The following is a 21,818-nucleotide window of genomic DNA, read 5'->3' on the forward strand; positions in this document are numbered from 1 at the left end:
TGCAAGCCTGAAATCACCATGGAAATCTTTGGCATTCCCTCTCAAGCGCTGTTCGGGCAGTTGCTGATCGGACTCATCAACGGGTCCTTTTACGCTCTGCTCTCCTTGGGCCTGGCCGTGATTTTCGGCTTGCTGAACATCATCAACTTCACGCACGGCGCCCAGTACATGCTGGGCGCCTTCGTGGCCTACCTCTCCCTGACCAAATTGGGGATCAATTACTGGGTCTCGCTCATCATCACGCCGATCCTGGTGGGTGCGACCGGCATGCTGATTGAGCGCACCATGCTCAAACAGCTCTACAAACTGGACCACCTGTACGGGCTCTTGCTGACCTTTGGCTTGGCGCTGATCATCCAAGGCTTGTTCCGCCACGAGTTTGGCTCGTCGGGCATGCCTTATCCGGTGCCTGAAGTGTTCCGGGGTGCGTTCAACACCGGCTTCATGTTCTTGCCGAAATACCGCGCCTGGGTCATCGTGGCTTCGCTGGTGGTGTGCTTGTCCACCTGGTACGTGATCGAGCGCACCAAGCTGGGTGCGTATTTGCGTGCCGCCACCGAGAACCCCAGCCTGGTGCAAGCTTTTGGCATCAACGTGCCCCGCATGATCACGCTGACCTATGGCTTTGGCGTGGCCCTGGCGGCATTTGCGGGTGTGATGGCCGCCCCGATTTACCAGGTCAACCCCACCATGGGTGCTGACATCATCATCGTGGTGTTCGCGGTGGTGGTGATCGGCGGCATGGGCTCCATCATGGGCGCGATCTTGACGGGCTTTGGTCTGGGCTTGATCGAAGGCCTGACCAAAGTGTTTTACCCCGAAGCCTCCAGCACGCTGATTTTCATCATCATGACCATTGTTCTCCTGATCAAGCCTGCCGGGTTGTTCGGCACCCAGAAGTAAGACCATGACCACAGTCTCGACGCCCTCCTTCAAGACCCAGTCGTTCACGCACCAGTGGGTGGCCTTTGCCATCATGGTGATGCTGCTGGTCATCGCGCCCATCTGGGTTTATCCGATCTTCCTGATGAAGGTCATGTGCTTTGCCTTGTTTGCCTGCGCTTTCAACCTGCTCATCGGCTTTGGCGGCTTGCTGTCGTTCGGTCACGCCATGTTCTTGGGCACCGCCGGTTATGCCGCCGCACACGCTGCCAAAGTCTGGGGCTGGAACCCCGAGTTGGCCGTGCTGTTTGCCACCGGTTGCTCCGCTCTGTTGGCCTTGGTCACCGGCTCCTTGGCCATCCGCAGGCAAGGCATTTATTTTGCAATGATCACTTTGGCGTTCTCGCAAATGGTGTTCTTCTTCTACCTGCAAACACCGTTCACCGGTGGTGAAGACGGCATTCAAAGCGTGCCCCGCGGCAAGCTGTTTGGCGTCTTTGATTTGCAAGAGAATTTCACGATGTACGTGTTTGTGCTGGCCATCTTCCTGATGGGCTTTTCGCTGATCTGGCGCATCGTGCACTCGCCCTTTGGCCAGATCCTCAAAGCCATTCGCGAAAACCAAGACCGCGCCATTTCGCTGGGTTATGACACCGACCGCTACAAGCTGATTGCCTTTGTCATCTCGGGCGCCTTGGCAGGCACAGCCGGTGCCACCAAGTCGCTGGTTTTCCAATTGGCATCGCTGACCGATGTGCACTGGTCCATGTCGGGCGAAGTGGTGCTGATGACCCTGTTGGGCGGCTTGGGCACCTTGTTTGGCCCTGTGGTGGGCGCAGCGGTGATCGTGAGCATGCAAAACTACCTGGCCCAATTTGGCGCCTGGGTCACCATCATCCAGGGGGTGATCTTCGTGATCTGCGTGCTGGCTTTCCGCCGCGGCATCATTGGCGAGATCGCCCACTGGCTCAAAAAGCCGCTGTAAGCGCAGCCCCGCACCACGCAAAAAGGCCTGCTCACCGAGCAGGCCTTTTGCTTTGCAGCGCGTTGAACATCAACGCATGAAGTTCTTCACGTAGTCCGCGCCCAAGCCGACGTTTTCAAAATGCGCCCGGTACTTTTCGATGCGGGTGAACACATCGTCGTAGCCGGTGGCATTGCCTTGGGTGTCCACGTACATCAGCGCACCATGCACCGTGAACATGGTCACCATGTCCTGGCAATCGTCGGGCACGACCAAGGTGTGGGTCTCGCCCGGCGGCTCGTACACATAGCCCCCTGTTTCGGCCACCCAATCGTGCTCCAGATACAGCCATTTGCCGCGCAAAACATAGGCATGCACCATGCCCGAATGGCGGTGGCGTTGCAGCAAGCCCGAACGCTTGACCTTGAGCAGGTGGATGTAAAAACCACCGGTCACATTCAGGTGCAAGGGGCGTGACCAGATGCCCGGCGCAACAGGCGCCCACAAGCGCTCGTCATCGGTGTCCACATCGGGGATCACCATGTCGGGGGACATGCCCCACGGCTGGGGCTTGGCATAGGGCACGCGGTCGTCCGCAGCGGCAGGCGGGGTGGCGGTGGAGGTCATGGCAGTCCTGTACGGGCAAAAAAAAGACAGCGTAAAAGCTGCGCTGCCGCTTGTCAGCACTGTGCGCGACAGCGCGTCGCGCAGGCATGCTTGCTCTTTCGCTGTCAGTGCCCCTCGAAAGACACCAGCGTGAACAGCTTCAGCCCCGAGGCTTCGATGCGCTGCGAGCCGCCCAACTCGGGCAGGTCCACAATGGCCGCGCCTTCGAGCACGGTGGCGCCCAATTTCTCCAGCAGCTTCTTACCCGCCATCATGGTGCCGCCGGTGGCGATCAAATCGTCGATCAACAAGACACGTTGGCCCGCTTTGACCGCATCGGTGTGCAGCTCCACGGTGGCGCTGCCGTATTCGAGTTCGTAGGTTTCTTCCACGGTGGTGAAAGGCAGCTTGCCTTTTTTGCGGATGGGCACAAAGCCCAGGCCCAGCTCGTAGGCCACCACCGAGCCCAAGATGAAGCCACGGGCATCCAGCCCGGCCACCACATCGGGGCGCATGCCCGTGGCCATGTAACGGTGCACAAACGCATCGATCAGCACACGGAACACGCGGGGGTCTTGCAAGAGCGGCGTGATGTCGCGGAACTGCACGCCCGGTGCGGGCCAATCGGGCACGGTGCGGATATGGCTTTTGAGGTATTCGTTGACGTTCAAGTCCGGCATGGCTTCAGCCCCGTAAGAGTTTTTCCTCGGCCACGGCCAAGGTTTGAGATTTGCCCGACAAGACCAGGGTGTCACCGATCTTCAGTTCGGTGTCGTCGGTAACGGCTTCGGTGTGGCCGTTGGCGCGGCGCAAACTGACCACGCGCACCCCCATGGCGTGAAAAGCCAAGTCTTGCACCGGCTTGCCCAACCAGGGCGATACCAGTGGCAAGCCCACGGTGGTCAATCGCTCGTGGTCGATTTCTTCCAACGTGTCGTCGTCGGCGCCATGGAAGTAACCGCGCAAGAGGTTGTAGCGGGCATCACGCTGGTCTTGCACCAATCGGATCACGCGCCGCATGGGCACACCCACCAGCGCCAGCGCGTGGCTGGCCAGCATGAGCGAGCCTTCCAGCGCCTCGGGCACCACTTCGGTGGCCCCCGCGTTTTGCAGTTTTTCCAGGTCGAGGTCGTCTTGCGTGCGCACGATCACCGGCACTTGCGGTGCGTGGCTGTGGGCGTGGTCCAGCACCTTCATGGCGGCTGGCACATCCAAGTAGGTGATGACCACCGCGCTGGCACGCGCCAGGCCAGCGGCCATGAGGGACTGCAAGCGCCCGGCATCGCCAAACACCACCGAGTCGCCGGCGGCTGCGGCCTGGCGCACCCGGTCTGGGTCCAGATCCAGTGCCATGTAGGGGATGTTTTCCTTGTCCAGCATGCGTGCCAAATTCTGGCCGCAACGACCGTAACCGCAAATGATCACGTGCTTGCTGGTGTTGATCGACTTGCGGGCAATGGTGGTCATCTGCAGCGACTGCTGCAACCACTCACTGGCCACCAGCTTCATGACGATGGTGTTGCTGTGCAAGATGATGAAGGGCGTGGCCAGCATCGACAGCACCATGCTCGCCAGCACGGGGTTGAGCAAGTTGGGGGGGATCAACTGGTGTTGCGAGCCCAAGGTGAGCAGCACAAAGCCAAACTCGCCCGCTTGCGCCAGATACAAGCCAGTGCGCAGGGCCACGCCTTGGGTTGCGCCGGTGAGCTTGGCCAGGGCCGTCACCAGCACCAGCTTGAACAGCACGGGCAACACGGTGAGCACCAGCACCAAAGGCCAGCGCTCGATGACGATGTGCCAGTCCAGCAGCATGCCAATGGTGATGAAAAACAGCCCCAGCAACACATCGTGAAAAGGCCGAATGTCCAGCTCCACCTGGTGCTTGTATTCGGTCTCGGAGATCAGCATGCCGGCAATGAAAGCGCCCAAAGCCAAGCTGAGGCCTGCCAGCTCCGTGATCCAAGCCAGGCCCAAAGTCACCAGCAAAAGGTTGAGCACAAACAGCTCTTCGCTCTTGCGCCGCGCCACCAAGGTCAACCACCAGCGCATCACGCGCTGCCCACCTGTCATGAGCAATGTGATCAGCACCGTGGCCTTGAGACCGGCCAGCAGCAAGGCGGTGAACATTTCCTCTGCGGGCGCACTCAGGGCCGGGATCATCACGATCAGCGGCACCACCGCCAGATCCTGAAACAACAAAATGCCCATCACCCGCTTGCCGTGCTCGGACTCCAGTTCCATGCGATCGGCAACGAGCTTGACCACAATGGCCGTGCTGCTCATGGCCATGGCGCTCGACAAGGCCAAAGCGGTCTGCCACTCCATCTTCCAAAGACTGGGCGCCAAAGTCGCCACAAACAAGGAAGTCAGGGTCACGATCACCAGCGTCAGCACCACCTGCAACAGCCCCAAGCCAAAGACATGCTTGCGCATGGAGCGCAGCTTGGGCAGGTTGAACTCCAGGCCAATGACAAACATCAGGAACACCACGCCGAATTCGGCCAGGTGCTTCACGCCATCGGAGTTTTGCGCCAGCGCCAGCGCATTGGGTCCGATCACCACACCCACCGCCAAATAGCCCAGCATGGGCGGCAATTTGAGCATGCGGCAGCCGACCACGCCCATGACGGCGGCCAGCAAATACAGCAGGGTCAACTCGAGTGCACTCATGCTTCGATGGTAACAAGCGCAAGGCTGTGTTTCATGCGTGATGACCCGTGTCCATCACCGCTCAAGGTCAAGGGGCTGTGACCTGGCATGCCGACCGATAAAATGGCCCCATGCCCGCTCACAACGCCCAAACCCTCCAGCTCGCCCGCGAGACCCTCGACATCGAAGCCGCCGCCTTGCTCGGCCTGAAGGCCAAGCTGGACGAACGCTTTTTGAAGGCCGTGGACATGATGCTCGGCGTGCAAGGCCGCGTGGTCGTGACCGGCATGGGCAAGAGCGGCCACATCGGCCGCAAGATCGCCGCCACACTGGCGTCCACCGGCACACCCGCCATGTTTGTGCACCCGGCCGAAGCCAGCCATGGCGACTTGGGCATGATCAAAACCGTGGACGTGGTACTGGGCATCTCCAACAGTGGCGAGAGCGACGAACTGGTCGCGATCCTGCCCGTGCTCAAACGCCAAGGCGTGCCCCTGATCGCCATGACCGGGGGCTTGAGCTCATCGCTGGCCCGCCACGCCGACGTGGTGCTGGACACCTCGGTCGAAAAAGAAGCCTGCCCCCTGAACCTGGCCCCCACCGCCAGCACCACCGCGCAGCTGGCCATGGGCGACGCTTTGGCCGTGGCCCTGCTCGATGCACGGGGCTTCAAACCCGAGGACTTTGCCCGCTCACACCCCGGTGGCTCGCTGGGTCGCAAGTTGCTCACCCATGTGGGCGACGTGATGCGCAAGGGCGATGAAGTCCCGCGCGTGGGACCGAACGCCAGCTTTTCTGAGTTGATGCGCGAGATGAGCAGCAAAGGTCTGGGCGCTTCCTCGGTGGTCGATGACAGTGGTCAGGTGCTGGGTGTCTTCACCGACGGCGACTTGCGCCGCCTGATTGAAAAGGGCGCTGACCTGCGCGGCCTCAAAGCCCGAGATGTGATGCACCCCCAGCCCCGCACCATCGCCGCCGAAGCGCTGGCCGTGGAAGCGGCCGAGATGATGGAGCTGCACCGCATCACCAGCATCTTGGTGGTCGACGATGCGGGCTGCTTGTGCGGCGCCATCAACACCAACGACCTGATGCGTGCGAAGGTGATCTGACATGAACGCTGCTGTTCAACCCTTGGTGCCGGCCTTGAACTACGCATCCGAATTGCTGCTGCAAGCGCAGGGCATCCGCGTGGTGTTTTTTGACGTCGATGGCGTGCTGACCGATGGCGGCCTGTATTTTTCAGAGTCGGGCGAAACCCTCAAGCGCTTCAGCACACTGGACGGCCAAGGCCTCAAGCTCTTGCAGCAAGCGGGCATCACACCGGTGGTCATCACCGGGCGCGATTCGGCACCGCTGCGCTTGCGCCTGAAGGCCCTGGGCATCACGCACGCCCGCTTTGGCACCGAAGACAAACGGCCCGCGGCAGAGGCGTTCCTTCAAGAACTGGGCTTGTCGTGGGCACAAGCGGCCGCCATGGGCGACGACTGGCCCGACCTGCCTGTGATGCAACGCGTGGCTTTTGCCTGCGCACCGGCCAACGGCCATGCCCAAGCCAAAGCCCTGGCCCACCACGTGACCGCTGAGCGGGGCGGCGAAGGCGCAGCCCGCGCCTTGTGCGATTTGCTGCTCGTCGCAGGCGGCCACTACGCCGGTTTGCTCGCGCAAGTGGGCGTGACCGCGCACAAGGGCGCCTCGGCATGAAGGCTGTCGGCATGATTCGCCGCTTGATCGATCGGCTGTCGCTGTACCTGCCGCTGATCCTGATGGGCTTTTTGGCGCTGGGCAGTTGGTGGCTGGTGCGCAGCATGCCCTCCATCATTTATGCCGACGAAAACAAACCCGTGCGCCAAGAGCCCGATTACCGGCTCGAAAATTTCTCGGTCAAGTCTTTTGACACAACAGGCCGCATGACCCGCGAAGTGATGGGCGACAAGGGTCGCCACTATCCGGATGTGGATGAAATGCACATCGACCACGTGCGCGTTTATGCCCAAAGTGATACCGGCGTGAAGATCAACGCCAAAGCCAACACGGGCGTGGCCACAGGCGACGGGGAACGCGTGACGCTGCTGGGACAAGCCGTGGCCGTTCGGGCGGCCGACGCCAACGCGCCCCGTATGGCATTGCGCGGCGAGCGATTGCTGGCCTTGGTCAAAGAAGAAAAGCTGCTGTCTTCTGACCCCGTGGAAATCACCCGCGACAAAGATGTGTTCAACGCGCTGACGATGAACTTCAACAGCAAGTCTGGTGAATACCTGCTCGACGGCCGCGTGCGCGGCGTGCTCGCCCCCAAACCCTGAAAGCCCCCATGAAACTGGTCTTCATCACCGGAGGGTCCAGTGGCATTGGTCAAGCCCTGGCCTTGGCCTATCTGCAACAAGGCTGGCGTGTGGCACTGGCCGCTCGCCGGCTGGATGCCTTGCAAGCTTGGACCGCAGAAACTCGTGCACAGCTGAACTTGCCACCAGACCACATGGGCGTGTTCGCCGCCGATGTGCAAAACACCGACAGCATCATTGCGGCGGCCCAGCAGTGCATCGCCCACATGGGTCTGCCCGATGTGGTGATCGCCAATGCTGGCATCAGCTTGGGCGTGGACACCGCCGAACGCGAAGACCTGGAAGTGATGCGCCAAGTGATGGACACCAATGTGCTGGGCATGGCCGCCACGTTTCACCCCTTCATCCAAGGCATGCAAGCGCGGGGATCGGGCCAATTGGTGGGCATTGCCAGTGTGGCGGGCATCAGGGGCTTGCCAGGTCATGCGGCTTACTGCGCCAGCAAGGCCGCCACCATCAGTTATTGCGAGAGTTTGCGCGGCGAGTTGCGCGCCTCGGGCGTGCAGGTCATCACGATTGCGCCCGGCTATGTGGCCACGCCACTGACGGCGCGAAATCGCTACCCCATGCCCTTTTTGATGAAGGCCGATGACTTTGCCCGCCAAGCGGTCAAGACCATTGCACAGGGCACCAGCTACCGTGTCATACCTTGGCCCATGGGCGTGGTGGCCAAGCTGCTGCGGCTCTTGCCCAATGCGCTGTTTGACCGCGTGCTGAAAGGCCAGCCCCGCAAGCTCCGCCATTCGGACCACTGAAGGCCAGAAACAACAAAGCCCTGCAATGCAGGGCTTTGTTGGGATTCATCGGCTGGGTGTTAACCCCGCCGAAGTGGTGAATCAGTAACCGCCGCCGTAGCCGCCGCCGCCTTCGCGACGACCGCCACCGCTGCCGCCACGTGGGCCAGCGCCGTAGGGGCTGCGGAAACCGCCGCCGCCACCTTCGCGACCGCCACCACCGTAGCCACCGCCGCCGCCTTCACGGCCACCGCCGTAACCGCCGCCGCCTTCGCGACCGCCGCCGTAGCCGCCACCGCCTTCACGGCGACCGCCACCGAAGCCGCCACCACCACCGAAACCACCGGTGCGGGGAGGACGTGCCTCCATGGGACGTGCTTCGTTCACGACCACGTTACGGCCGCCCAAAGGCTGACCGTTCATGCCGTTGATCGCAGCTTGGGCTTCGTCATCGCTGCCCATTTCCACAAAGCCGAAGCCTTTGGAGCGGCCAGTGTCACGTTCCATCATGACTTTGGCGCTGGTGACGACACCGAATTCACCGAAAGCTTGTTCCAGATCGCCGTCGCGAACCGAGTAAGGCAGGTTGCCGACGTAAAGTTTGTTGCCCATGAAAGGGACTCCTCAAAACACAGAGATAAAAGCGATGGAGCTCCGAAAGCGCATTCAACAAACCTGAAAACATCGGAAGGGAAGCGAAACTGATCTGGTCACCGCAGACATTGCGCTGCTGTTTTCAGACAGCAGCGCTCGACCATTATGCGCCATAAAACAAAAAATGTTGCAAGGGGTATCCCTGCAAGGCGCGCCATGGTGGGCTACAACACACAAAAGGGCCGATTTACCAGCTCACTTCGCGGTCAGGCGTGGCACTGATTTTGTGGACTGTCAGGTCAGCGCCTTCGTATTCTTCTTCGGGGCTGAGCTTCAGACCCAAGGTCACTTTGAGCAAGCCGTAGATGACCAAGCCGCCCAACAGGGCCCAGGTCACACCCATGGCGGTGCCGATCAATTGGGCGGTGAAGTTCACGCCGCCCAGGCCACCAAAGCTTTGCAGGCCGAAGATGCCCGCAGCAATGCCGCCCCAAGCACCGCACACACCGTGCAAAGGCCAAACGCCCAGCACGTCGTCGATCTTCCACTTGTTCTGGGTCAGGGTAAACATGACCACAAACAAAGCACCGGCCACCGCACCCACGGCCAAGGCACCAAAGGGGTGCATCAGGTCAGAGCCAGCGCAAACGGCCACCAAGCCGGCCAAGGGGCCGTTGTGCACGAAACCGGGGTCGTTTTTTCCCAACAGCAAGGCGGTCAAGGTGCCGCCGACCATGGCCATGAGCGAGTTCACCGCCACCAAACCAGAAATTTTGTCCAGGGTCTGTGCGCTCATCACGTTGAAGCCGAACCAGCCCACGATCAAGATCCAGGCACCCAAGGCCAGGAAAGGGATGCTCGATGGCGGGTGAGCCGAGACCTGACCGTCCTTGCGGTAGCGGTTGTAGCGTGCGCCCAGCAAGATGACCGCAGGCAAAGCGATCCAGCCGCCCATGGCGTGGACCACCACAGAGCCGGCGAAGTCGTGGAACTCATCGCCGGTGAAGGCTTTGATCCAGGCCTGCACGCCAAAGTGCTGGTTCCAGGCGATGCCTTCAAAGAAGGGGTAAACAAAACCCACAATGACCGCTGTGGCGATCAGCTGGGGCCAGAACTTCGCGCGCTCGGCGATACCGCCCGAGATGATGGCCGGAATGGCCGCCGCGAAGGTCAAGAGGAAAAAGAACTTGACCAGCTCGTAGCCGTTCTTGGCCGCCAACTGCTCAGCGCCCACAAAGAAGTTGGTGCCGTAAGCCACGCCGTAGCCCACCACAAAATAAACCACCGTCGACACCGAGAAGTCCACCAGGATCTTCACCAGCGCATTGACCTGGTTCTTTTTGCGAACGGTGCCCAGCTCCAGAAAGGCAAAACCCGCATGCATGGCCAACACCATGATGCCGCCGAGCAAAATAAAGAGCGCATCTGCGCCCTGTTTCAGTGCATCCATCACTGTCCTCTTTGATTTTTGAATTAAATTGGTGCAGAAATAGCCGTTTTTGGCTTTTCGCACCATTTACAAGCACAAATCATGCCCAATTTGATGCAAACGCGCACCGCGAGTCCTGCTTTAGTGCACACACCCCCGTCACGCCCCCAAATGGCCAAGCGCAGCGCCCGTAAGATCGGGTTTTATTTCTTCAGCACAGGCGCAGACCTGTGAAGCCCCCACATGGAAGCTTTTCTTGTCTCCACCGGCATCGTGGCCCTGGCCGAAATGGGGGATAAAACCCAGCTGCTGTCGTTGGTGCTGGCGGCGCGTTTTCGCAAGCCCTGGCCCATCGTGTTGGGCATCTTGGTGGCCACATTGGCCAACCACGGCTTGGCCGGGGCGGTGGGCAGCTGGGTCACCACGGTGCTGGGCCCCGATGTGCTGCGCTGGGTGCTGGGCGGCTCCTTCATCGCCATGGCGGTGTGGATGCTGATCCCCGACAAGTTGGACGAGGAAGAGGGCGACAACGCACCGCGCATGGGGGTGTTCTTGACCACCGTGGTCGCCTTCTTTTTGGCCGAGATGGGCGACAAGACCCAGATCGCCACGGTGATGCTGGCCGCGCAGTACCAAGCTTGGTTTGCCGTGGTGGCCGGCACCACCTTGGGCATGATGCTGGCCAATGCCCCGGTGGTGTGGCTGGGCGACGCGATCACAAAGCGGGTGCCCTTGCGCATGGTCCATACCGTGTCGGCGCTGATTTTTGCCGTGCTGGGGGCTTTAGCCCTGCTGGGCTGGGGCTGATTTATACTTGCAGGGCGCCGATTTGCTCCAGCTTGCGGGCGCAGGGATCCAGAGGATTCCAAAATGCAGCTAAAGAGGTCGAGCCCAACCCGGTATCGCTTCTGCAGCGTTATCGGGTTTTTTCATTTTCGCCATGCGCTTGATTGCCACGCCACAGTCGATGAACTTTGAAGCCGCTTTGCCCTTGCAAAGCGGTGCGTCCATCCGTGGCTATTCGCTCAGCTACGAAACCTACGGCACGCTCAACGCCGACAAGTCCAACGCGGTGCTGATTTGCCATGCGCTCAACGCCTCGCACCACGTGGCAGGCGTGTACGCCGACCAACCCGACAACGCCGGCTGGTGGGACAACATGATTGGCCCGGGCAAACCGCTGGACACCGACCGCTTTTTTGTCATCGGCGTGAACAACCTGGGCTCGTGCTTTGGCTCGACTGGTCCGATGCACACCAACCCCGACACGGGTCGCGTGTACGGCGCCGATTTCCCCGTGGTCACTGTCGAGGACTGGGTCAACGCGCAGGCCCGATTGCTGGACGCTTTAGGCATCGAACAACTGGCCGCCGTGATGGGCGGCAGCTTGGGCGGCATGCAGGCATTGAGCTGGACGCTGCAATACCCCGCGCGCATGAAGCACGCCGTGGTGGTGGCCAGCGCCCCCAACCTGAACGCCGAAAACATCGCCTTCAACGAAGTGGCACGCCGCGCCATCGTGACCGACCCGGACTTTCACAACGGCCACTTTTACGAGCATGGCGTGGTGCCCAAGCGCGGCCTGCGCATCGCCCGCATGATCGGGCACATCACGTACCTGAGCGACGACGTGATGAACGAGAAGTTTGGCCGCGAACTGCGCAACGCCGTCAACAGCGAAACCGGCTACAAGTATTCGACCCAAGAGGTGGAATTCCAGATCGAAAGCTACCTGCGCTACCAGGGCGACAAATTCAGCGAGTACTTCGACGCCAACACCTATTTGCTGATCACCCGGGCGCTCGACTACTTCGACCCGGCCCGCGCTTTTGGCGGCGACCTGTCCAAGGCGCTGGAGCGCGCCATCTGCAAATTTTTGCTGGTGAGCTTCACCACCGACTGGCGCTTCTCGCCCGCACGCAGCCGCGAAATGGTCAAAGGCCTGATCGACAACCGCCGCGATGTGAGCTACGCCGAGATCGACGCACCGCACGGGCACGATGCCTTCTTGCTCGACGATGCCCGCTACATGAATGTGGTGCGCGCCTACTTTGAGCAGATCGCCCAAACCCTGACGCCCATCAGCGGAGGTGCCGCATGAGCGATCCTTTGATCATGCAAGCCATCGCGCGGCTGGTGCCGCAAGGCGCCCGTGTGCTGGACCTGGGCTGTGGCGACGGCGCCTTGCTGGCCTATTTGCAAAAGCACAATGGCTGCACCGGCTACGGCGTGGAGCTCGACGACGCCAACGTGCTCGCCTGCGCCCAGCGCGGCGTGAACGTGCTGCAGCTCAACCTCGACCAAGGCCTGAAGGTTTTTGCCGACCAGTCTTTTGATGTGGTGCTGCAAATCGACACGCTGCAACACCTGCGCAACGCCGAAGTCATGCTGCGCGAGACCGCCCGCGTGGGCAAGATCGGCATCGTGGCCTTCCCCAACTTCGGCCATTGGTTCAACCGCCTGAGCGTGCTGCGCGGCCGCATGCCGGTGACCAAGCGCCTGCCCTACCAGTGGTACGACACGCCCAACATCCGCGTGGGCACGTACGCCGACTTTGCCGACTTGGCCCGCAAGAACGACTTGCGCATCCTTGACGCCTTTGGCCTGCAACACGGCCAAGAAGTGCGCGTCTTGCCCAACCTGATGGCCGGCACGGCCGTCTTCAAACTGCAGCGCGGCTGATGTGCGGACGGGCTGAGCCCGCCACCGCATCCATGATCAGCCCGTGAATTCCTGGTCGTGCATCCAAGCGGCGTGTTTGGGAGCGCGTTTGGTTTGGGCCCACTCCTCCAGCATGTCCCATTTGCATTCGTCGAGCTTTTGGTACATCTCGGGGGTGCCCACATCGGCGGCCAACTCCAGGCGGTGGCCGTTGGGATCGAAGAAGTAAATGCTTTTGAAGATGGTGTGGTTGGTCGGTCCCAACACCTCCACGCCGTTGGCTTGCAGTTGCGCTTTGGCTTCTTCCAGCGCCTGCAGGCTGTCGACCTTGAAGGCAATGTGCTGCACCCACTCGGGCGTGTTGGTGTCGCGGCCCATTTCGGGTGAGTTGGGCAGCTCAAAAAACGCCAGCACATTGCCGCCACCGGCATCCAGAAACACGTGCATGTAAGGATCGGGTGCCTTGGTCGAAGGCACCAAGTCTTCGGCGATCGCCAGCACAAAGTCCATGTTCAGATTTTTGACGTACCAGTCCACGGTGGCTTTGGCGTCTTTGCAGCGGTAGGCCACGTGGTGAATGCGGTTGATTTTCATGGGGGTCTCCAAGGGGCTCAGTCGGTTTGGCGGGCGGCCTGCAGTGCTTCGCGCAACACGTTCAAATCGCCAATGTGATTGGCCAGCAGCAAGATCAAGCGGGCATTGAGCGCTTCGCTTTGCTCATCGCTCAGGCCGTTGTGGGCATCGATCAGGTGCTCGTAAAACTCATCGCCTGGCGAAAAATCGCGAAAGAAACGGCGGCCAGCTTCGTGGAAATTCGGGTCGGTTTTCAGTGCAGATGTGCTCATGGCTTTTGTCCTCCAATTTGACCGATGGCGCGGGCCACCGCAGCTTGCACCGCTGCGGCTTGCAACTGGCGCCAACGGGCGACCACATGCTGGTCGGGCCGCAGCAAATAGGCCGTGCCGGCTTGGGCGTCGTAGCGTTTGGCCATCAGCCCTTGGGCATCGACCAACACCACCAAGCCGGGCACGGACAGGCTTTGCTTGGAAACGACCAGCGTGTCCACTGGCACTGCGCCAAGCTTCAAATTTTGCAAGGCCGCCAAGGTCTGTGCATCCACCGCGTCGGCAAACAGCAAACACTGAAAACCTCGGCCCACCTGATCGAGCAGCCAGCCGTCTTGGCCGTTGAGCTGCACCGGCGCATCGTCCATCGGGGCGCCGGGCACCATCTGGCCAGCAAACACCTCGGTGTCGGGCGTGTTGAGCGCCGACTCGGTGAGGAATGAGGGCATGGACAAGCGGCCCGAGTTGACCAGCTTGCGGGCAAAGGGGTGGTGCTTGGCCAGCGCCAGCACCGCGTTGCGGAAGGTTTTGCTGGTGCGGCTCTTGGGCGTGATGAAGTCGGTCGAACGCGTCGAGTTCATGATGTTCTCGTCGGCCGCAAACTGGCGGTCGTGCGCGTAGCTGTCGAGCAGCTTGTCGCTGGCCTGGCCCTTCATGACCAAGGCCAACTTCCACATCAAATCGTCCACATCCTGAAAGCCCGAGTTGGCCCCGCGCGCGCCAAAAGGCGAGACCTGGTGCGCAGCATCGCCCACGAACAGCACACGGCCATGGCGGAAGTCGGTCATGCGGCGGCACTGGAAGGTGTAGATGCTGACCCACTCCAACTCAAAAGGCCTGTCATCGCCCAGCATGGCCTTCAGGCGTGGGATGACTTTTTCGGGCTTCTTTTCTTCTTCGGGGTCGGCGTCCCAGCCGAGCTGGAAGTCGATGCGCCAGACGTTGTTGCTCTGCTTGTGCAGCAGCACGCTTTGGTTCGGGTGAAAAGGCGGGTCGAACCAGAACCAGCGCTCGGCAGGGTAGTCGGCTTTCATGATCACGTCGGCGATCAAAAAGCGGTCCTGGAACACGCGGCCTTCGATGTCCAGCCCCAAATGGCGGCGAATCGGGCTGCGCGCACCGTCGGCCACCACCAACCAATCGGCTTCGATGTCGAAGCGGCCATCGGGCGTTTCCACTGTCAGCGTGGCGTGGTCCGCAGAGGGCGTGACCGCCGTGACTTTGTGTTGCCAGCGGATGTCGGCGCCCAGCGCCAGCGCACGGGCAATCAGCATTTCCTCGATGTGGTACTGCTGCAAATTGATCATGCCGGGGCGTTTATGGCCGGCATCGGGCACCAGGTTGAACTGGTAGACCTCGTCCTCTTCGAGGAAGGTGCGGCCAATGTTCCAGCTCACGCCCAGCTGGCAGGCCTCGTCGGCAATGCCCAGGCGGTCCAAAATTTCGAGCGAGCGCTTGGCGTAGCACACAGCCCGCGAGCCCACCGAGACGGTTTTGTCGTCGTCGAGCACCAACACCTCCAGGCCTTGCAGCCGGGCGTCGATGGCCGCTGCCAAGCCCACCGGACCTGCGCCAATGACGATCAAAGGCTTGCGCTGCGGCGGTGTGGTCATCCAGTCGGCGGACGATTTGTACGGATAAATCGGGTTGACGTAGGCACCCATGCATGGTCTCCGGGCTGGTGTTACAGCACCCTGCGGTGCAAGACCCGTAATTTACCATTGATAAATTCATTTACCTATACGTAATTTTAAAAGTCACCACTTGGCGCCCACCCAGGCTGCGTTCACACCGCTTTCAGCGCAAAAGCACGGCAAAGGCTATGCTTCGAAACTTGTTTGTTTGTATGACAACCCCATGAGTCAGCACCTCACCCCCGTCTCCAGCGGCGCACGGCTGTCCGACCAGGTGGCCGAGCAATTGGCCGCGCTGATCAAGCAAGGCCGCCTGCAGCCCGGCGACAAGCTGCCCACCGAAGCGCGGCTGGTCGAGCAATTTCAGGTCAGCCGCACCGTGGTGCGCGAAGCGGTCTCGCGCCTCAAATCGCTGGGTCTGGTGGACTCGCGCCAAGGCAGCGGGGTCTTCGTCAACCCCCAACTGCCCTTTGCGCCCTTGCACTTCGAGGCGCAGTTGGCCGCCTCGCAAGAGGCCGTGATCCAGATGGTCGAAGTGCGCCGCGCCCTCGAAGCCGAAGTGGCCGCCTTGGCCGCGCAAAGGCGCACACCCGACGATGTGCAAGCCATCCGCCAGTCGGTCCAGGCCCTCGACCAGGCGGTGCAAGCCGGGCGCAACGGGGTGGACGAAGATGTGAAGTTTCACCGCGCCATCGCCAATGCAGCGCGCAACCCTTTTTTGATCCAGACGCTGGAATACCTGGGTCAGTTTTTGCACGGCGTGACCGAAGTCACCCGCGCCAACGAAGCACGGCGCGTGGACTTTGCCAGCGAAGTGCAAAACGAACACCAAGCCATTGTCCAAGCGGTGGAAGCGGGCGACCCCGAGCTGGCCCGCCAAGCTGCCGCCACCCACATGGGCAATGCGATCGTGCGCATCCGCAGGGCCGACCCCAGCTTTTGGCAACAAGAAGGCGAGCGCTTGGCGCAGCCCTTGGTCAAAGGCTTGCGCACCCCCCGTTAACCCCACACCCCACCCAGGCAGCCATGGACTTGCAACTGAACCACCAACACATCTTGATCACCGGCGGCAGCAAAGGCATTGGCCTGGCCTGTGCGCAGGCCTTCTTGCAAGAAGGCGCCAAGGTGAGCCTGGTCTCGCGCGACAGCGCCAACTTGGACAAAGCCCGCCACACCCTGCAAACCCAATTTGCGGCGGATCGCATCCACACCGTGGCCGCGGATTTGCGCGATGCGCAAGCAGCACTGGCCGCACTCGACTCGGCCGAAGCGGCCTTCGGCCCGGTGGACGTGCTGGTCAACTCGGCCGGCGCGGCCAAGCGCACGCCCGCCCCTGAACTGACGCCCGAAGCCTGGCAAGACGCCATGCAGGCCAAGTACTTCACCTACATCCACATGATGAACCCCGCCATCCAGCGCATGGCCGCACGGGGCACCGGCAATGTGGTCAACGTGGTGGGCAACGGCGGCAAAGTGGCCAGCCCGATCCACCTGCCCGGCGGCGCAGCCAATGCGGCCTTGATGCTGGCCAGCGTGGGACTGGCCGCCGCCTATGGCCCGCAGGGCATCCGTGTGAACGCCATCAACCCTGGCCTGACGCGCACCGACCGCCTGCAAGAAGGCATGGTGGCCGATGCCCGCAACCAAGGCATCAGCACCGAGCAAGCCATGGCCCAAGCGGTGGCCCGCATCCCGATGGGCCGCATGGCCGAGCCCGAAGAGATCGCCAACGCGGTCGTCTTTCTGGCCTCGGCCAAGGCCAGTTACATCACCGGCATATGCATGAGCATGGACGGGGCGCTGAACCCGATCGTGGTGTGATGGCCCGCCTGACAAGCGCCAAGCGCTTGGCCCTGGCCGCTTGCCTGGGGCTGATGGCCGCAGCCGCCTGGGCGCAGCCCGCGCCTTTGGCGACGGTGCCTTCGGTGGACGTGCCCCGCTACATGGGCACCTGGTACGAGATCGCCAAATACCCCAACTGGTTCCAAAAGAAATGCGTCAGCAGCACCAGCGCCACCTACAGTCTGCAAGCCGATGGCCAGGTGCAGGTGCTCAACCGCTGCAAAACCGCCAAAGGCGAGTGGAGCGAGGCGCTGGGCCAGGCGCGCCAAATCGGCCGCGCCAACTCGCCCCGCCTGCAGGTGCGCTTTGCGCCCTCGTGGCTGTCCTTCATTCCCTTGGTGTGGGGCAATTACTGGATCATCGACCTGGACCCGCAATACCAATGGGTGGTGGTCAGCGAGCCCAGCCGCGAGTATTTGTGGATCCTCTCGCGCACGCCCGAGTTGCCCGCAGCGACCTACCAAAGCCTGCAGGGCAAACTGGCCGCCAACGGCTTTGATCTTCAGCGCATCCAGCCCAGCAGCCCCTGAGCCCCCTCAGGGCAGCTGAAGGGTTTTGAGGAACATCAGCAAAGATTGGATCCGGTCTTGGGCTGACCACTCCGCCGTTTGGGGCGAATCGCCCGGTTGCGTCATGGCGCGTTGTTTGAACACCTGACCCCACACCGGCATGTCGCGCCAGCCGTGCGGCCCACCGTCCCCCGACCAACGGCCATCGATCAGCTCGGCCAGTCGGTCTTCTTCGAATCGCCCGCCATTGCGCTGGGCGATGGTGCGCAAGTCGGCAGGCGGCTTGACCAGCCAAGAACTCAGTGGTCCATCGCCTTGGCCTGCCTTGCCGTGGCAACTGGCGCAGTTGTCCCGAAAATCGGCCCGGCCCAGCGCCGCCGATGTTTGCCCTGCAGCGGCCAGCGGGATCGCCAGCATGACAGCGCTCAGCCAGTGAAGTGTGGGGTGCATGGGTTGATCCTTTCAGGGCCCCATGGTCCGACAGCCACCGCGTCTCGTCGGTACGCCAACGCCCCCAAGTCGCGTGCATTCACGCAACGGTCACTGACCTGGGTTATCTTTTCGGCTCGATTTGAAAACGCAGGAACCCCGCATGTCCAAAGACTTCTCCACCATGGAAGACAGCAACCGTTCTGGCAACGCCTCCATCCACGACCAGATCGCGGCCTTGCCACTGAACCGCCGCACCGTGATGAAAAGTGCAGGCCTGGCCAGTTTGCTGGGCTTGTTGCATCCTTTGGCGGGCTGCGCCAACTTAGGCACAGGCCAGGCCCGCTTGGGCTTCACCGCCATCCCGCCGGGCCAGACCGATGCGCTGGTGGTGCCCCCCGGTTATGTGGCGCAGGTGATTGCCCGCTGGGGTGAGCCCGTGGGCATTGCAGGCAACATGCCGGCCTTTCGCACCGACGGCAGCAACAGCGCCGCCGATCAAGCCGTGCAACTGGGCATGCACCACGACGGCTTGGCGTTTTTCCCGCTCAACGGCTCGTCCACCCACGGCCTGATCGCGCTCAACCACGAGTACACCGACGACGGCTTGCTGCACCCCGATGGCTTTGTGCCCATGAACGCGGCCAAGGTCAAAAAGTCGCAAAACGCGCACGGCCTGTCGGTCTATGAGGTCAAGTTCAACGGCCAAGCTTGGGAGATGGTGCGCCCCTCGGCCTATGCGCGGCGCTTCACCATGGACACCCCCTTTGACATGTCGGGCCCGGCCGCTGGCCACCCCCTGCTGCGCACCGCCGCCGACCCACAAGGCCGCACCACGCTGGGCACGCTGAACAACTGCGCCAGCAGCGCCACGCCCTGGGGCACCTATTTGTCCGGCGAAGAAAACTGGATGTTCTATTTCGGCGGCGGCACAGACATCAGCGCCCACCACAAGCGTTGGGGCTTGCGCGAGAAAGGTCTGTACGACTGGGAGCGCTTTGACACGCGCTTTGACGCGGCACAAAACCCCAATGAGCCCAACCGCTTTGGCTGGGTGGTGGAGGTGGACCCGATGGACCCGACCAGCACCCCTGTCAAGCGCACGGCTCTGGGCCGCGCCGCGCATGAAGGCGCCTGGGTAGCGATGACGCAAGACCAACGCGCCGTGGTCTATTCGGGCGAAGACGCTCGATTTGAATACATCTACAAATTCCTGAGCTCCGGCCGCATGCAGCCCGGCGGCGCCAAAGCCAACCGCCATCTGCTGGACGAAGGCACGCTGTATGTGGCCCGCTTTGACGCCAACGGCCAAGGCCAGTGGCTGCCGCTGGTGCACGGCCAAGGGCCACTCACGGCAGCCAACGGTTTTGCCGACCAGGGCGAGGTGCTCATCAAAGCCCGCCAAGCCAGTGACTTGCTGGGCGCGACCAAAATGGACCGGCCCGAGTGGCTGGCCATCGACAAGGCTTCGCGCTGGGTCTATTGCACGCTGACCAACAACAGCCAGCGCGGCGCAGAAGGCAAGCCCGGCGTGGATGCGGCCAACCCCCGGGCCAACAACAGCATGGGCCAGATCATCCGCTGGCGCGAAGCCAGAGACTTTGACGGCATGACGTTTGAATGGAATCTGCTGGTGCTGGCCGGTGATCCGGCCAACGAGCGGGCCGAAGCCAAAGGCAATGTGAAGGGCGACATCTTCGGCTGCCCGGATGGGCTGGGTTTTAGCCCCAACGGCCTGCTGTGGATCCAGACCGATGCCCACGCCACGCAGATGTACAAAGGTGAATTCGCCCGCATCGGCAACAACCAGATGCTGGCCTGCGACACGGCCACGGGTGAGATCCGCCGCTTTTTGACGGGGCCGACCAACTGCGAAATCACCGGCCTGACCTTCACGCCCGATGGGCGCAACCTGTTCATCAGCGTGCAGCACCCGGGCGAAACGCCCACCGACCGCAGCGACCCCAAGCAGCCGCAAAAATACTCCAGCTGGCCCGACCACCAGCCCGATGGCCGCCCCCGCTCTGCGAACGTGGTGATCCGCAAAATCGACGGCGGCGTGATCGGCACTTAAAGCCCCGCACGCAGGTCGAAAGCTTCAGCTGCGACGCTGATCGAACAAGCGCCCATGTCGGGGCTGAAGCCCCGACATGCAAGAGGAAGGACCCAACCAGTCGGTCGGGCTTGGCTCAAGCGTTGAAGATCGAGACCGTTTTGGTGTTGAGGTAGGCGTCGAGTGCTTCGGGGCCACCTTCGGAGCCGTAGCCCGAATCTTTGATGCCGCCAAAAGGCAGCTCGGGCCAAGGGGCGGCGGACTGGTTGACCCAGAGCATGCCCACTTCGAGGCGCTGGCTCAGCAGGTGCGAGGTCTTGAGCGAGTTGGTGAAGGCATAACCCGACAGGCCGAAAGGCAGGCGGTTGGCTTCGGCGATGGCGTCTTCGATGTTCTCGAAGGTGCGGATCGCGGCAATCGGGCCAAAGGGCTCGTTGTTCACCACATCGGCGTCCAACGGCACATGCGACAAGACCGTGGGCGCAAAGAACAGACCTTCGGTGCCAATGCGCTCGCCACCGGCCAGCACCTTGGCGCCTTTGGCGCGGGCGTCTTGCACGATCGCTTGCATGGCCACCAAACGGCGCTCGTTGGCCAAGGGGCCCATCTGCGTGCCGGCCACCAAGCCATCGCCCACCTTGAGCGACTGGGCATGCGCCGCCATCATCTGCGAGAACTCTTCAGCGATTTTGTGGTGCACCAAAAAACGGGTGGGCGAGATACACACCTGACCGGCATTGCGGAACTTGGCCGCACCTGCTGTCTTGACCGCCAGGGCGATGTCGCCGTCTTCGGCCACGATCACCGGGGCATGACCGCCCAGCTCCATGGTGGCGCGCTTCATGTGCTGACCGGCCAAGGCCGCCAGCTGCTTGCCCACGGGCGTGGAGCCGGTGAAGGTGATCTTGCGGATCACGGGGTGCGCGATCAGGTAGTTCGAGATCTCAGACGGTGTGCCATAGACCAGGCCAATCACTCCCTCGGGCACGCCTGCGTCTTGGAAGGCGCGGATCAGCTCGGCGGGCGATGCGGGGGTTTCTTCAGGCGCTTTGACGATGATCGAGCAACCGGTGGCCAGCGCGGCGGACATCTTGCGCACCACCTGGTTGACCGGGAAGTTCCAAGGCGTGAAAGCCGCCACTGGGCCCACGGGTTGCTTGAGCACGTTTTGCTGGACGTTGATGTTGCGCGGCGACACGATGCGGCCGTACACACGGCGGCCTTCTTCGGCAAACCACTCGATGATGTCGGCGGCCGACATCACTTCGACCTTGGCTTCGCCCACGGGCTTGCCTTGCTCTTGCGTGAGCAGCTCGGCAATTTGCGGGGCGCGTTCACGCATCAGGGCGGCGGCTTTGCGCATGATGGCGCTGCGCTCGTTGGCGGGGGTGTCGCGCCAGATTTCAAAACCCTTTTGGGCGGCTTGGGCGGCACGCTCCAGATCGGCCACACCGGCATGGGCCAAGCGGCCGATTTCGGCGCCGTTGGCGGGGTTGAAGACGGGCAGGGTGCGGCCGCTTTCGGCATCGCACCATTGGCCGTTGATGAAAAGCTGGGTGTTGGGGTAGGTCATGGGCTGGTCCTGATGAACGCCTGAATCGGCAGTGGGCGCATTGTGTCCGAAATGGCCCCGGCGTGCGTCAAGCAC

General features: G+C 62.0%; 23 protein-coding genes. 13 read left to right on the forward strand and 10 right to left on the reverse strand.

Features of this window, described 5'->3' with window-relative positions; all coding sequences use genetic code 11:
• Positions 1–18: 18 nt before the first annotated feature.
• Together QLQ16_RS03615 and QLQ16_RS03620 are read left to right on the forward strand one after the other, a co-directional pair.
• Complete coding sequence (locus QLQ16_RS03615) at positions 19–903, forward strand: branched-chain amino acid ABC transporter permease (protein WP_283223321.1); 885 nt, start codon at positions 19–21, stop codon at positions 901–903.
• A gap of 4 nt (positions 904–907) precedes the next feature.
• The gene (locus QLQ16_RS03620; protein WP_283223322.1) at positions 908–1,867 is read left to right on the forward strand and encodes a branched-chain amino acid ABC transporter permease; all 960 of its coding nucleotides are present in this window, start codon (positions 908–910) and stop codon (positions 1,865–1,867) included.
• Between the two features lie 69 nt (positions 1,868–1,936).
• On the opposite strand, the gene QLQ16_RS03625 is transcribed toward QLQ16_RS03620, so the two are convergent.
• From QLQ16_RS03625 to QLQ16_RS03635, 3 genes are all read right to left on the reverse strand, one after another.
• Positions 1,937–2,473 (reverse strand): 2,4'-dihydroxyacetophenone dioxygenase family protein, encoded by a 537-nt coding sequence (locus QLQ16_RS03625; RefSeq protein ID WP_283223323.1) that lies wholly within the window; start codon positions 2,471–2,473, stop codon positions 1,937–1,939.
• A 104-nt stretch (positions 2,474–2,577) separates the two neighbouring features.
• Entirely contained in the window at positions 2,578–3,132 is a 555-nt protein-coding gene (locus QLQ16_RS03630) for an adenine phosphoribosyltransferase (protein WP_283223324.1), read from the reverse strand.
• A 4-nt stretch (positions 3,133–3,136) separates the two neighbouring features.
• Positions 3,137–5,122, reverse strand: coding sequence for a monovalent cation:proton antiporter family protein (locus QLQ16_RS03635; RefSeq protein WP_283223325.1), 1,986 nt, complete (start codon positions 5,120–5,122; stop codon positions 3,137–3,139).
• Positions 5,123–5,232: 110 nt separating this feature from the next.
• On the opposite strand from QLQ16_RS03635, the gene QLQ16_RS03640 reads away from it, so the two are divergent.
• From QLQ16_RS03640 to QLQ16_RS03655, 4 genes are read left to right on the forward strand one after another with little or no spacing between them, the layout of a single operon-like run.
• Positions 5,233–6,210: a KpsF/GutQ family sugar-phosphate isomerase gene (locus QLQ16_RS03640; RefSeq protein WP_283223326.1), complete on the forward strand. Its 978-nt coding sequence runs from the start codon at positions 5,233–5,235 to the stop codon at positions 6,208–6,210.
• A gap of 1 nt (position 6,211) precedes the next feature.
• Positions 6,212–6,802 (forward strand): KdsC family phosphatase, encoded by a 591-nt coding sequence (locus QLQ16_RS03645; protein WP_283223327.1) that lies wholly within the window; start codon positions 6,212–6,214, stop codon positions 6,800–6,802.
• 11 nt (positions 6,803–6,813) lie between these two features.
• A complete protein-coding gene (gene lptC, locus QLQ16_RS03650) occupies positions 6,814–7,401 on the forward strand; it encodes an LPS export ABC transporter periplasmic protein LptC (RefSeq protein WP_283223328.1) in 588 nt (195 codons plus the stop codon).
• Between the two features lie 8 nt (positions 7,402–7,409).
• Entirely contained in the window at positions 7,410–8,195 is a 786-nt protein-coding gene (locus tag QLQ16_RS03655) for an SDR family oxidoreductase (protein ID WP_283223329.1), read from the forward strand.
• An 81-nt stretch (positions 8,196–8,276) separates the two neighbouring features.
• Here the strand turns inward: QLQ16_RS03655 and rbp are convergent, their stop codons facing one another.
• Complete coding sequence (rbp, locus tag QLQ16_RS03660; protein ID WP_283223330.1) at positions 8,277–8,786, reverse strand: RNA-binding regulator; 510 nt, start codon at positions 8,784–8,786, stop codon at positions 8,277–8,279.
• A 229-nt stretch (positions 8,787–9,015) separates the two neighbouring features.
• Positions 9,016–10,218 carry an ammonium transporter gene (locus QLQ16_RS03665; RefSeq protein ID WP_283223331.1) on the reverse strand — a complete coding sequence of 401 codons (1,203 nt, stop codon included), beginning with the start codon at positions 10,216–10,218 and terminating at the stop codon, positions 9,016–9,018.
• A 222-nt stretch (positions 10,219–10,440) separates the two neighbouring features.
• Here QLQ16_RS03665 and QLQ16_RS03670 point away from each other — a divergent pair, with 222 nt between their 5' ends.
• The 3 genes from QLQ16_RS03670 (at position 10,441) to metW (ending at position 12,879) form a co-directional block, all read left to right on the forward strand.
• Positions 10,441–11,004 (forward strand): TMEM165/GDT1 family protein, encoded by a 564-nt coding sequence (locus QLQ16_RS03670; RefSeq protein WP_283223332.1) that lies wholly within the window; start codon positions 10,441–10,443, stop codon positions 11,002–11,004.
• 133 nt (positions 11,005–11,137) lie between these two features.
• On the forward strand, positions 11,138–12,298 hold the full coding sequence (metX, locus tag QLQ16_RS03675; RefSeq protein ID WP_283223333.1) for a homoserine O-succinyltransferase MetX: 1,161 nt from the start codon (positions 11,138–11,140) through the stop codon (positions 12,296–12,298).
• The gene (gene metW / locus QLQ16_RS03680; RefSeq protein WP_283223334.1) at positions 12,295–12,879 is read left to right on the forward strand and encodes a methionine biosynthesis protein MetW; all 585 of its coding nucleotides are present in this window, start codon (positions 12,295–12,297) and stop codon (positions 12,877–12,879) included. The genes metX and metW overlap by 4 nt, the downstream gene beginning before the upstream one ends.
• 36 nt (positions 12,880–12,915) lie before the next feature.
• Here the strand turns inward: metW and QLQ16_RS03685 are convergent, their stop codons facing one another.
• The 3 genes from QLQ16_RS03685 to QLQ16_RS03695 are packed head-to-tail and all read right to left on the reverse strand — an operon-like array spanning position 12,916 to position 15,367.
• On the reverse strand, positions 12,916–13,452 hold the full coding sequence (locus tag QLQ16_RS03685) for a VOC family protein (RefSeq protein WP_283223335.1): 537 nt from the start codon (positions 13,450–13,452) through the stop codon (positions 12,916–12,918).
• 17 nt (positions 13,453–13,469) lie between these two features.
• A complete protein-coding gene (locus QLQ16_RS03690; protein WP_283223336.1) occupies positions 13,470–13,703 on the reverse strand; it encodes a DUF2783 domain-containing protein in 234 nt (77 codons plus the stop codon).
• The gene (locus QLQ16_RS03695; protein WP_283223337.1) at positions 13,700–15,367 is read right to left on the reverse strand and encodes an FAD-dependent oxidoreductase; all 1,668 of its coding nucleotides are present in this window, start codon (positions 15,365–15,367) and stop codon (positions 13,700–13,702) included. The genes QLQ16_RS03690 and QLQ16_RS03695 overlap by 4 nt, the downstream gene beginning before the upstream one ends.
• Positions 15,368–15,560: 193 nt before the next feature.
• On the opposite strand from QLQ16_RS03695, the gene QLQ16_RS03700 reads away from it, so the two are divergent.
• The 3 genes from QLQ16_RS03700 to QLQ16_RS03710 are packed head-to-tail and all read left to right on the forward strand — an operon-like array spanning position 15,561 to position 17,709.
• On the forward strand, positions 15,561–16,340 hold the full coding sequence (locus tag QLQ16_RS03700; RefSeq protein ID WP_283223338.1) for a FadR/GntR family transcriptional regulator: 780 nt from the start codon (positions 15,561–15,563) through the stop codon (positions 16,338–16,340).
• Positions 16,341–16,363: 23 nt separating this feature from the next.
• The gene (locus tag QLQ16_RS03705) at positions 16,364–17,158 is read left to right on the forward strand and encodes an SDR family oxidoreductase (RefSeq protein WP_283223339.1); all 795 of its coding nucleotides are present in this window, start codon (positions 16,364–16,366) and stop codon (positions 17,156–17,158) included.
• Positions 17,158–17,709, forward strand: a complete 552-nt coding sequence (locus tag QLQ16_RS03710; RefSeq protein ID WP_431310370.1) for a lipocalin family protein — start codon at positions 17,158–17,160, stop codon at positions 17,707–17,709. The genes QLQ16_RS03705 and QLQ16_RS03710 overlap by 1 nt, the downstream gene beginning before the upstream one ends.
• 6 nt (positions 17,710–17,715) lie before the next feature.
• Here the strand turns inward: QLQ16_RS03710 and QLQ16_RS03715 are convergent, their stop codons facing one another.
• Positions 17,716–18,138: a c-type cytochrome gene (locus tag QLQ16_RS03715; protein ID WP_283223340.1), complete on the reverse strand. Its 423-nt coding sequence runs from the start codon at positions 18,136–18,138 to the stop codon at positions 17,716–17,718.
• Between the two features lie 142 nt (positions 18,139–18,280).
• Here QLQ16_RS03715 and QLQ16_RS03720 point away from each other — a divergent pair, with 142 nt between their 5' ends.
• Positions 18,281–20,191, forward strand: a complete 1,911-nt coding sequence (locus tag QLQ16_RS03720; RefSeq protein ID WP_283223341.1) for a PhoX family protein — start codon at positions 18,281–18,283, stop codon at positions 20,189–20,191.
• A gap of 115 nt (positions 20,192–20,306) precedes the next feature.
• Here the strand turns inward: QLQ16_RS03720 and QLQ16_RS03725 are convergent, their stop codons facing one another.
• The gene (locus tag QLQ16_RS03725) at positions 20,307–21,743 is read right to left on the reverse strand and encodes an NAD-dependent succinate-semialdehyde dehydrogenase (RefSeq protein ID WP_283223342.1); all 1,437 of its coding nucleotides are present in this window, start codon (positions 21,741–21,743) and stop codon (positions 20,307–20,309) included.
• Positions 21,744–21,818: the final 75 nt, after the last annotated feature.

It is taken from the genome of Limnohabitans lacus, assembly GCF_030053395.1.
Taxonomy (GTDB): domain Bacteria; phylum Pseudomonadota; class Gammaproteobacteria; order Burkholderiales; family Burkholderiaceae_C; genus Limnohabitans_A; species Limnohabitans_A lacus.

Bases quoted from the DNA above. Each gene is read 5' to 3' on its own strand.
- QLQ16_RS03615 (WP_283223321.1), top strand. From the start codon at position 19: ATGGAAATCTTTGGCATTCCCTCTCAAGCGCTGTTCGGGCAGTTGCTG.
- QLQ16_RS03620 (WP_283223322.1), top strand. From the start codon at position 908: ATGACCACAGTCTCGACGCCCTCCTTCAAGACCCAGTCGTTCACGCAC.
- QLQ16_RS03625 (WP_283223323.1), bottom strand. From the start codon at position 2,473: ATGACCTCCACCGCCACCCCGCCTGCCGCTGCGGACGACCGCGTGCCC.
- QLQ16_RS03630 (WP_283223324.1), bottom strand. From the start codon at position 3,132: ATGCCGGACTTGAACGTCAACGAATACCTCAAAAGCCATATCCGCACC.
- QLQ16_RS03635 (WP_283223325.1), bottom strand. From the start codon at position 5,122: ATGAGTGCACTCGAGTTGACCCTGCTGTATTTGCTGGCCGCCGTCATG.
- QLQ16_RS03640 (WP_283223326.1), top strand. From the start codon at position 5,233: ATGCCCGCTCACAACGCCCAAACCCTCCAGCTCGCCCGCGAGACCCTC.
- QLQ16_RS03645 (WP_283223327.1), top strand. From the start codon at position 6,212: ATGAACGCTGCTGTTCAACCCTTGGTGCCGGCCTTGAACTACGCATCC.
- lptC (WP_283223328.1), top strand. From the start codon at position 6,814: ATGATTCGCCGCTTGATCGATCGGCTGTCGCTGTACCTGCCGCTGATC.
- QLQ16_RS03655 (WP_283223329.1), top strand. From the start codon at position 7,410: ATGAAACTGGTCTTCATCACCGGAGGGTCCAGTGGCATTGGTCAAGCC.
- rbp (WP_283223330.1), bottom strand. From the start codon at position 8,786: ATGGGCAACAAACTTTACGTCGGCAACCTGCCTTACTCGGTTCGCGAC.
- QLQ16_RS03665 (WP_283223331.1), bottom strand. From the start codon at position 10,218: ATGGATGCACTGAAACAGGGCGCAGATGCGCTCTTTATTTTGCTCGGC.
- QLQ16_RS03670 (WP_283223332.1), top strand. From the start codon at position 10,441: ATGGAAGCTTTTCTTGTCTCCACCGGCATCGTGGCCCTGGCCGAAATG.
- metX (WP_283223333.1), top strand. From the start codon at position 11,138: ATGCGCTTGATTGCCACGCCACAGTCGATGAACTTTGAAGCCGCTTTG.
- metW (WP_283223334.1), top strand. From the start codon at position 12,295: ATGAGCGATCCTTTGATCATGCAAGCCATCGCGCGGCTGGTGCCGCAA.
- QLQ16_RS03685 (WP_283223335.1), bottom strand. From the start codon at position 13,452: ATGAAAATCAACCGCATTCACCACGTGGCCTACCGCTGCAAAGACGCC.
- QLQ16_RS03690 (WP_283223336.1), bottom strand. From the start codon at position 13,703: ATGAGCACATCTGCACTGAAAACCGACCCGAATTTCCACGAAGCTGGC.
- QLQ16_RS03695 (WP_283223337.1), bottom strand. From the start codon at position 15,367: ATGGGTGCCTACGTCAACCCGATTTATCCGTACAAATCGTCCGCCGAC.
- QLQ16_RS03700 (WP_283223338.1), top strand. From the start codon at position 15,561: ATGAGTCAGCACCTCACCCCCGTCTCCAGCGGCGCACGGCTGTCCGAC.
- QLQ16_RS03705 (WP_283223339.1), top strand. From the start codon at position 16,364: ATGGACTTGCAACTGAACCACCAACACATCTTGATCACCGGCGGCAGC.
- QLQ16_RS03710 (WP_431310370.1), top strand. From the start codon at position 17,158: ATGGCCCGCCTGACAAGCGCCAAGCGCTTGGCCCTGGCCGCTTGCCTG.
- QLQ16_RS03715 (WP_283223340.1), bottom strand. From the start codon at position 18,138: ATGCACCCCACACTTCACTGGCTGAGCGCTGTCATGCTGGCGATCCCG.
- QLQ16_RS03720 (WP_283223341.1), top strand. From the start codon at position 18,281: ATGTCCAAAGACTTCTCCACCATGGAAGACAGCAACCGTTCTGGCAAC.
- QLQ16_RS03725 (WP_283223342.1), bottom strand. From the start codon at position 21,743: ATGACCTACCCCAACACCCAGCTTTTCATCAACGGCCAATGGTGCGAT.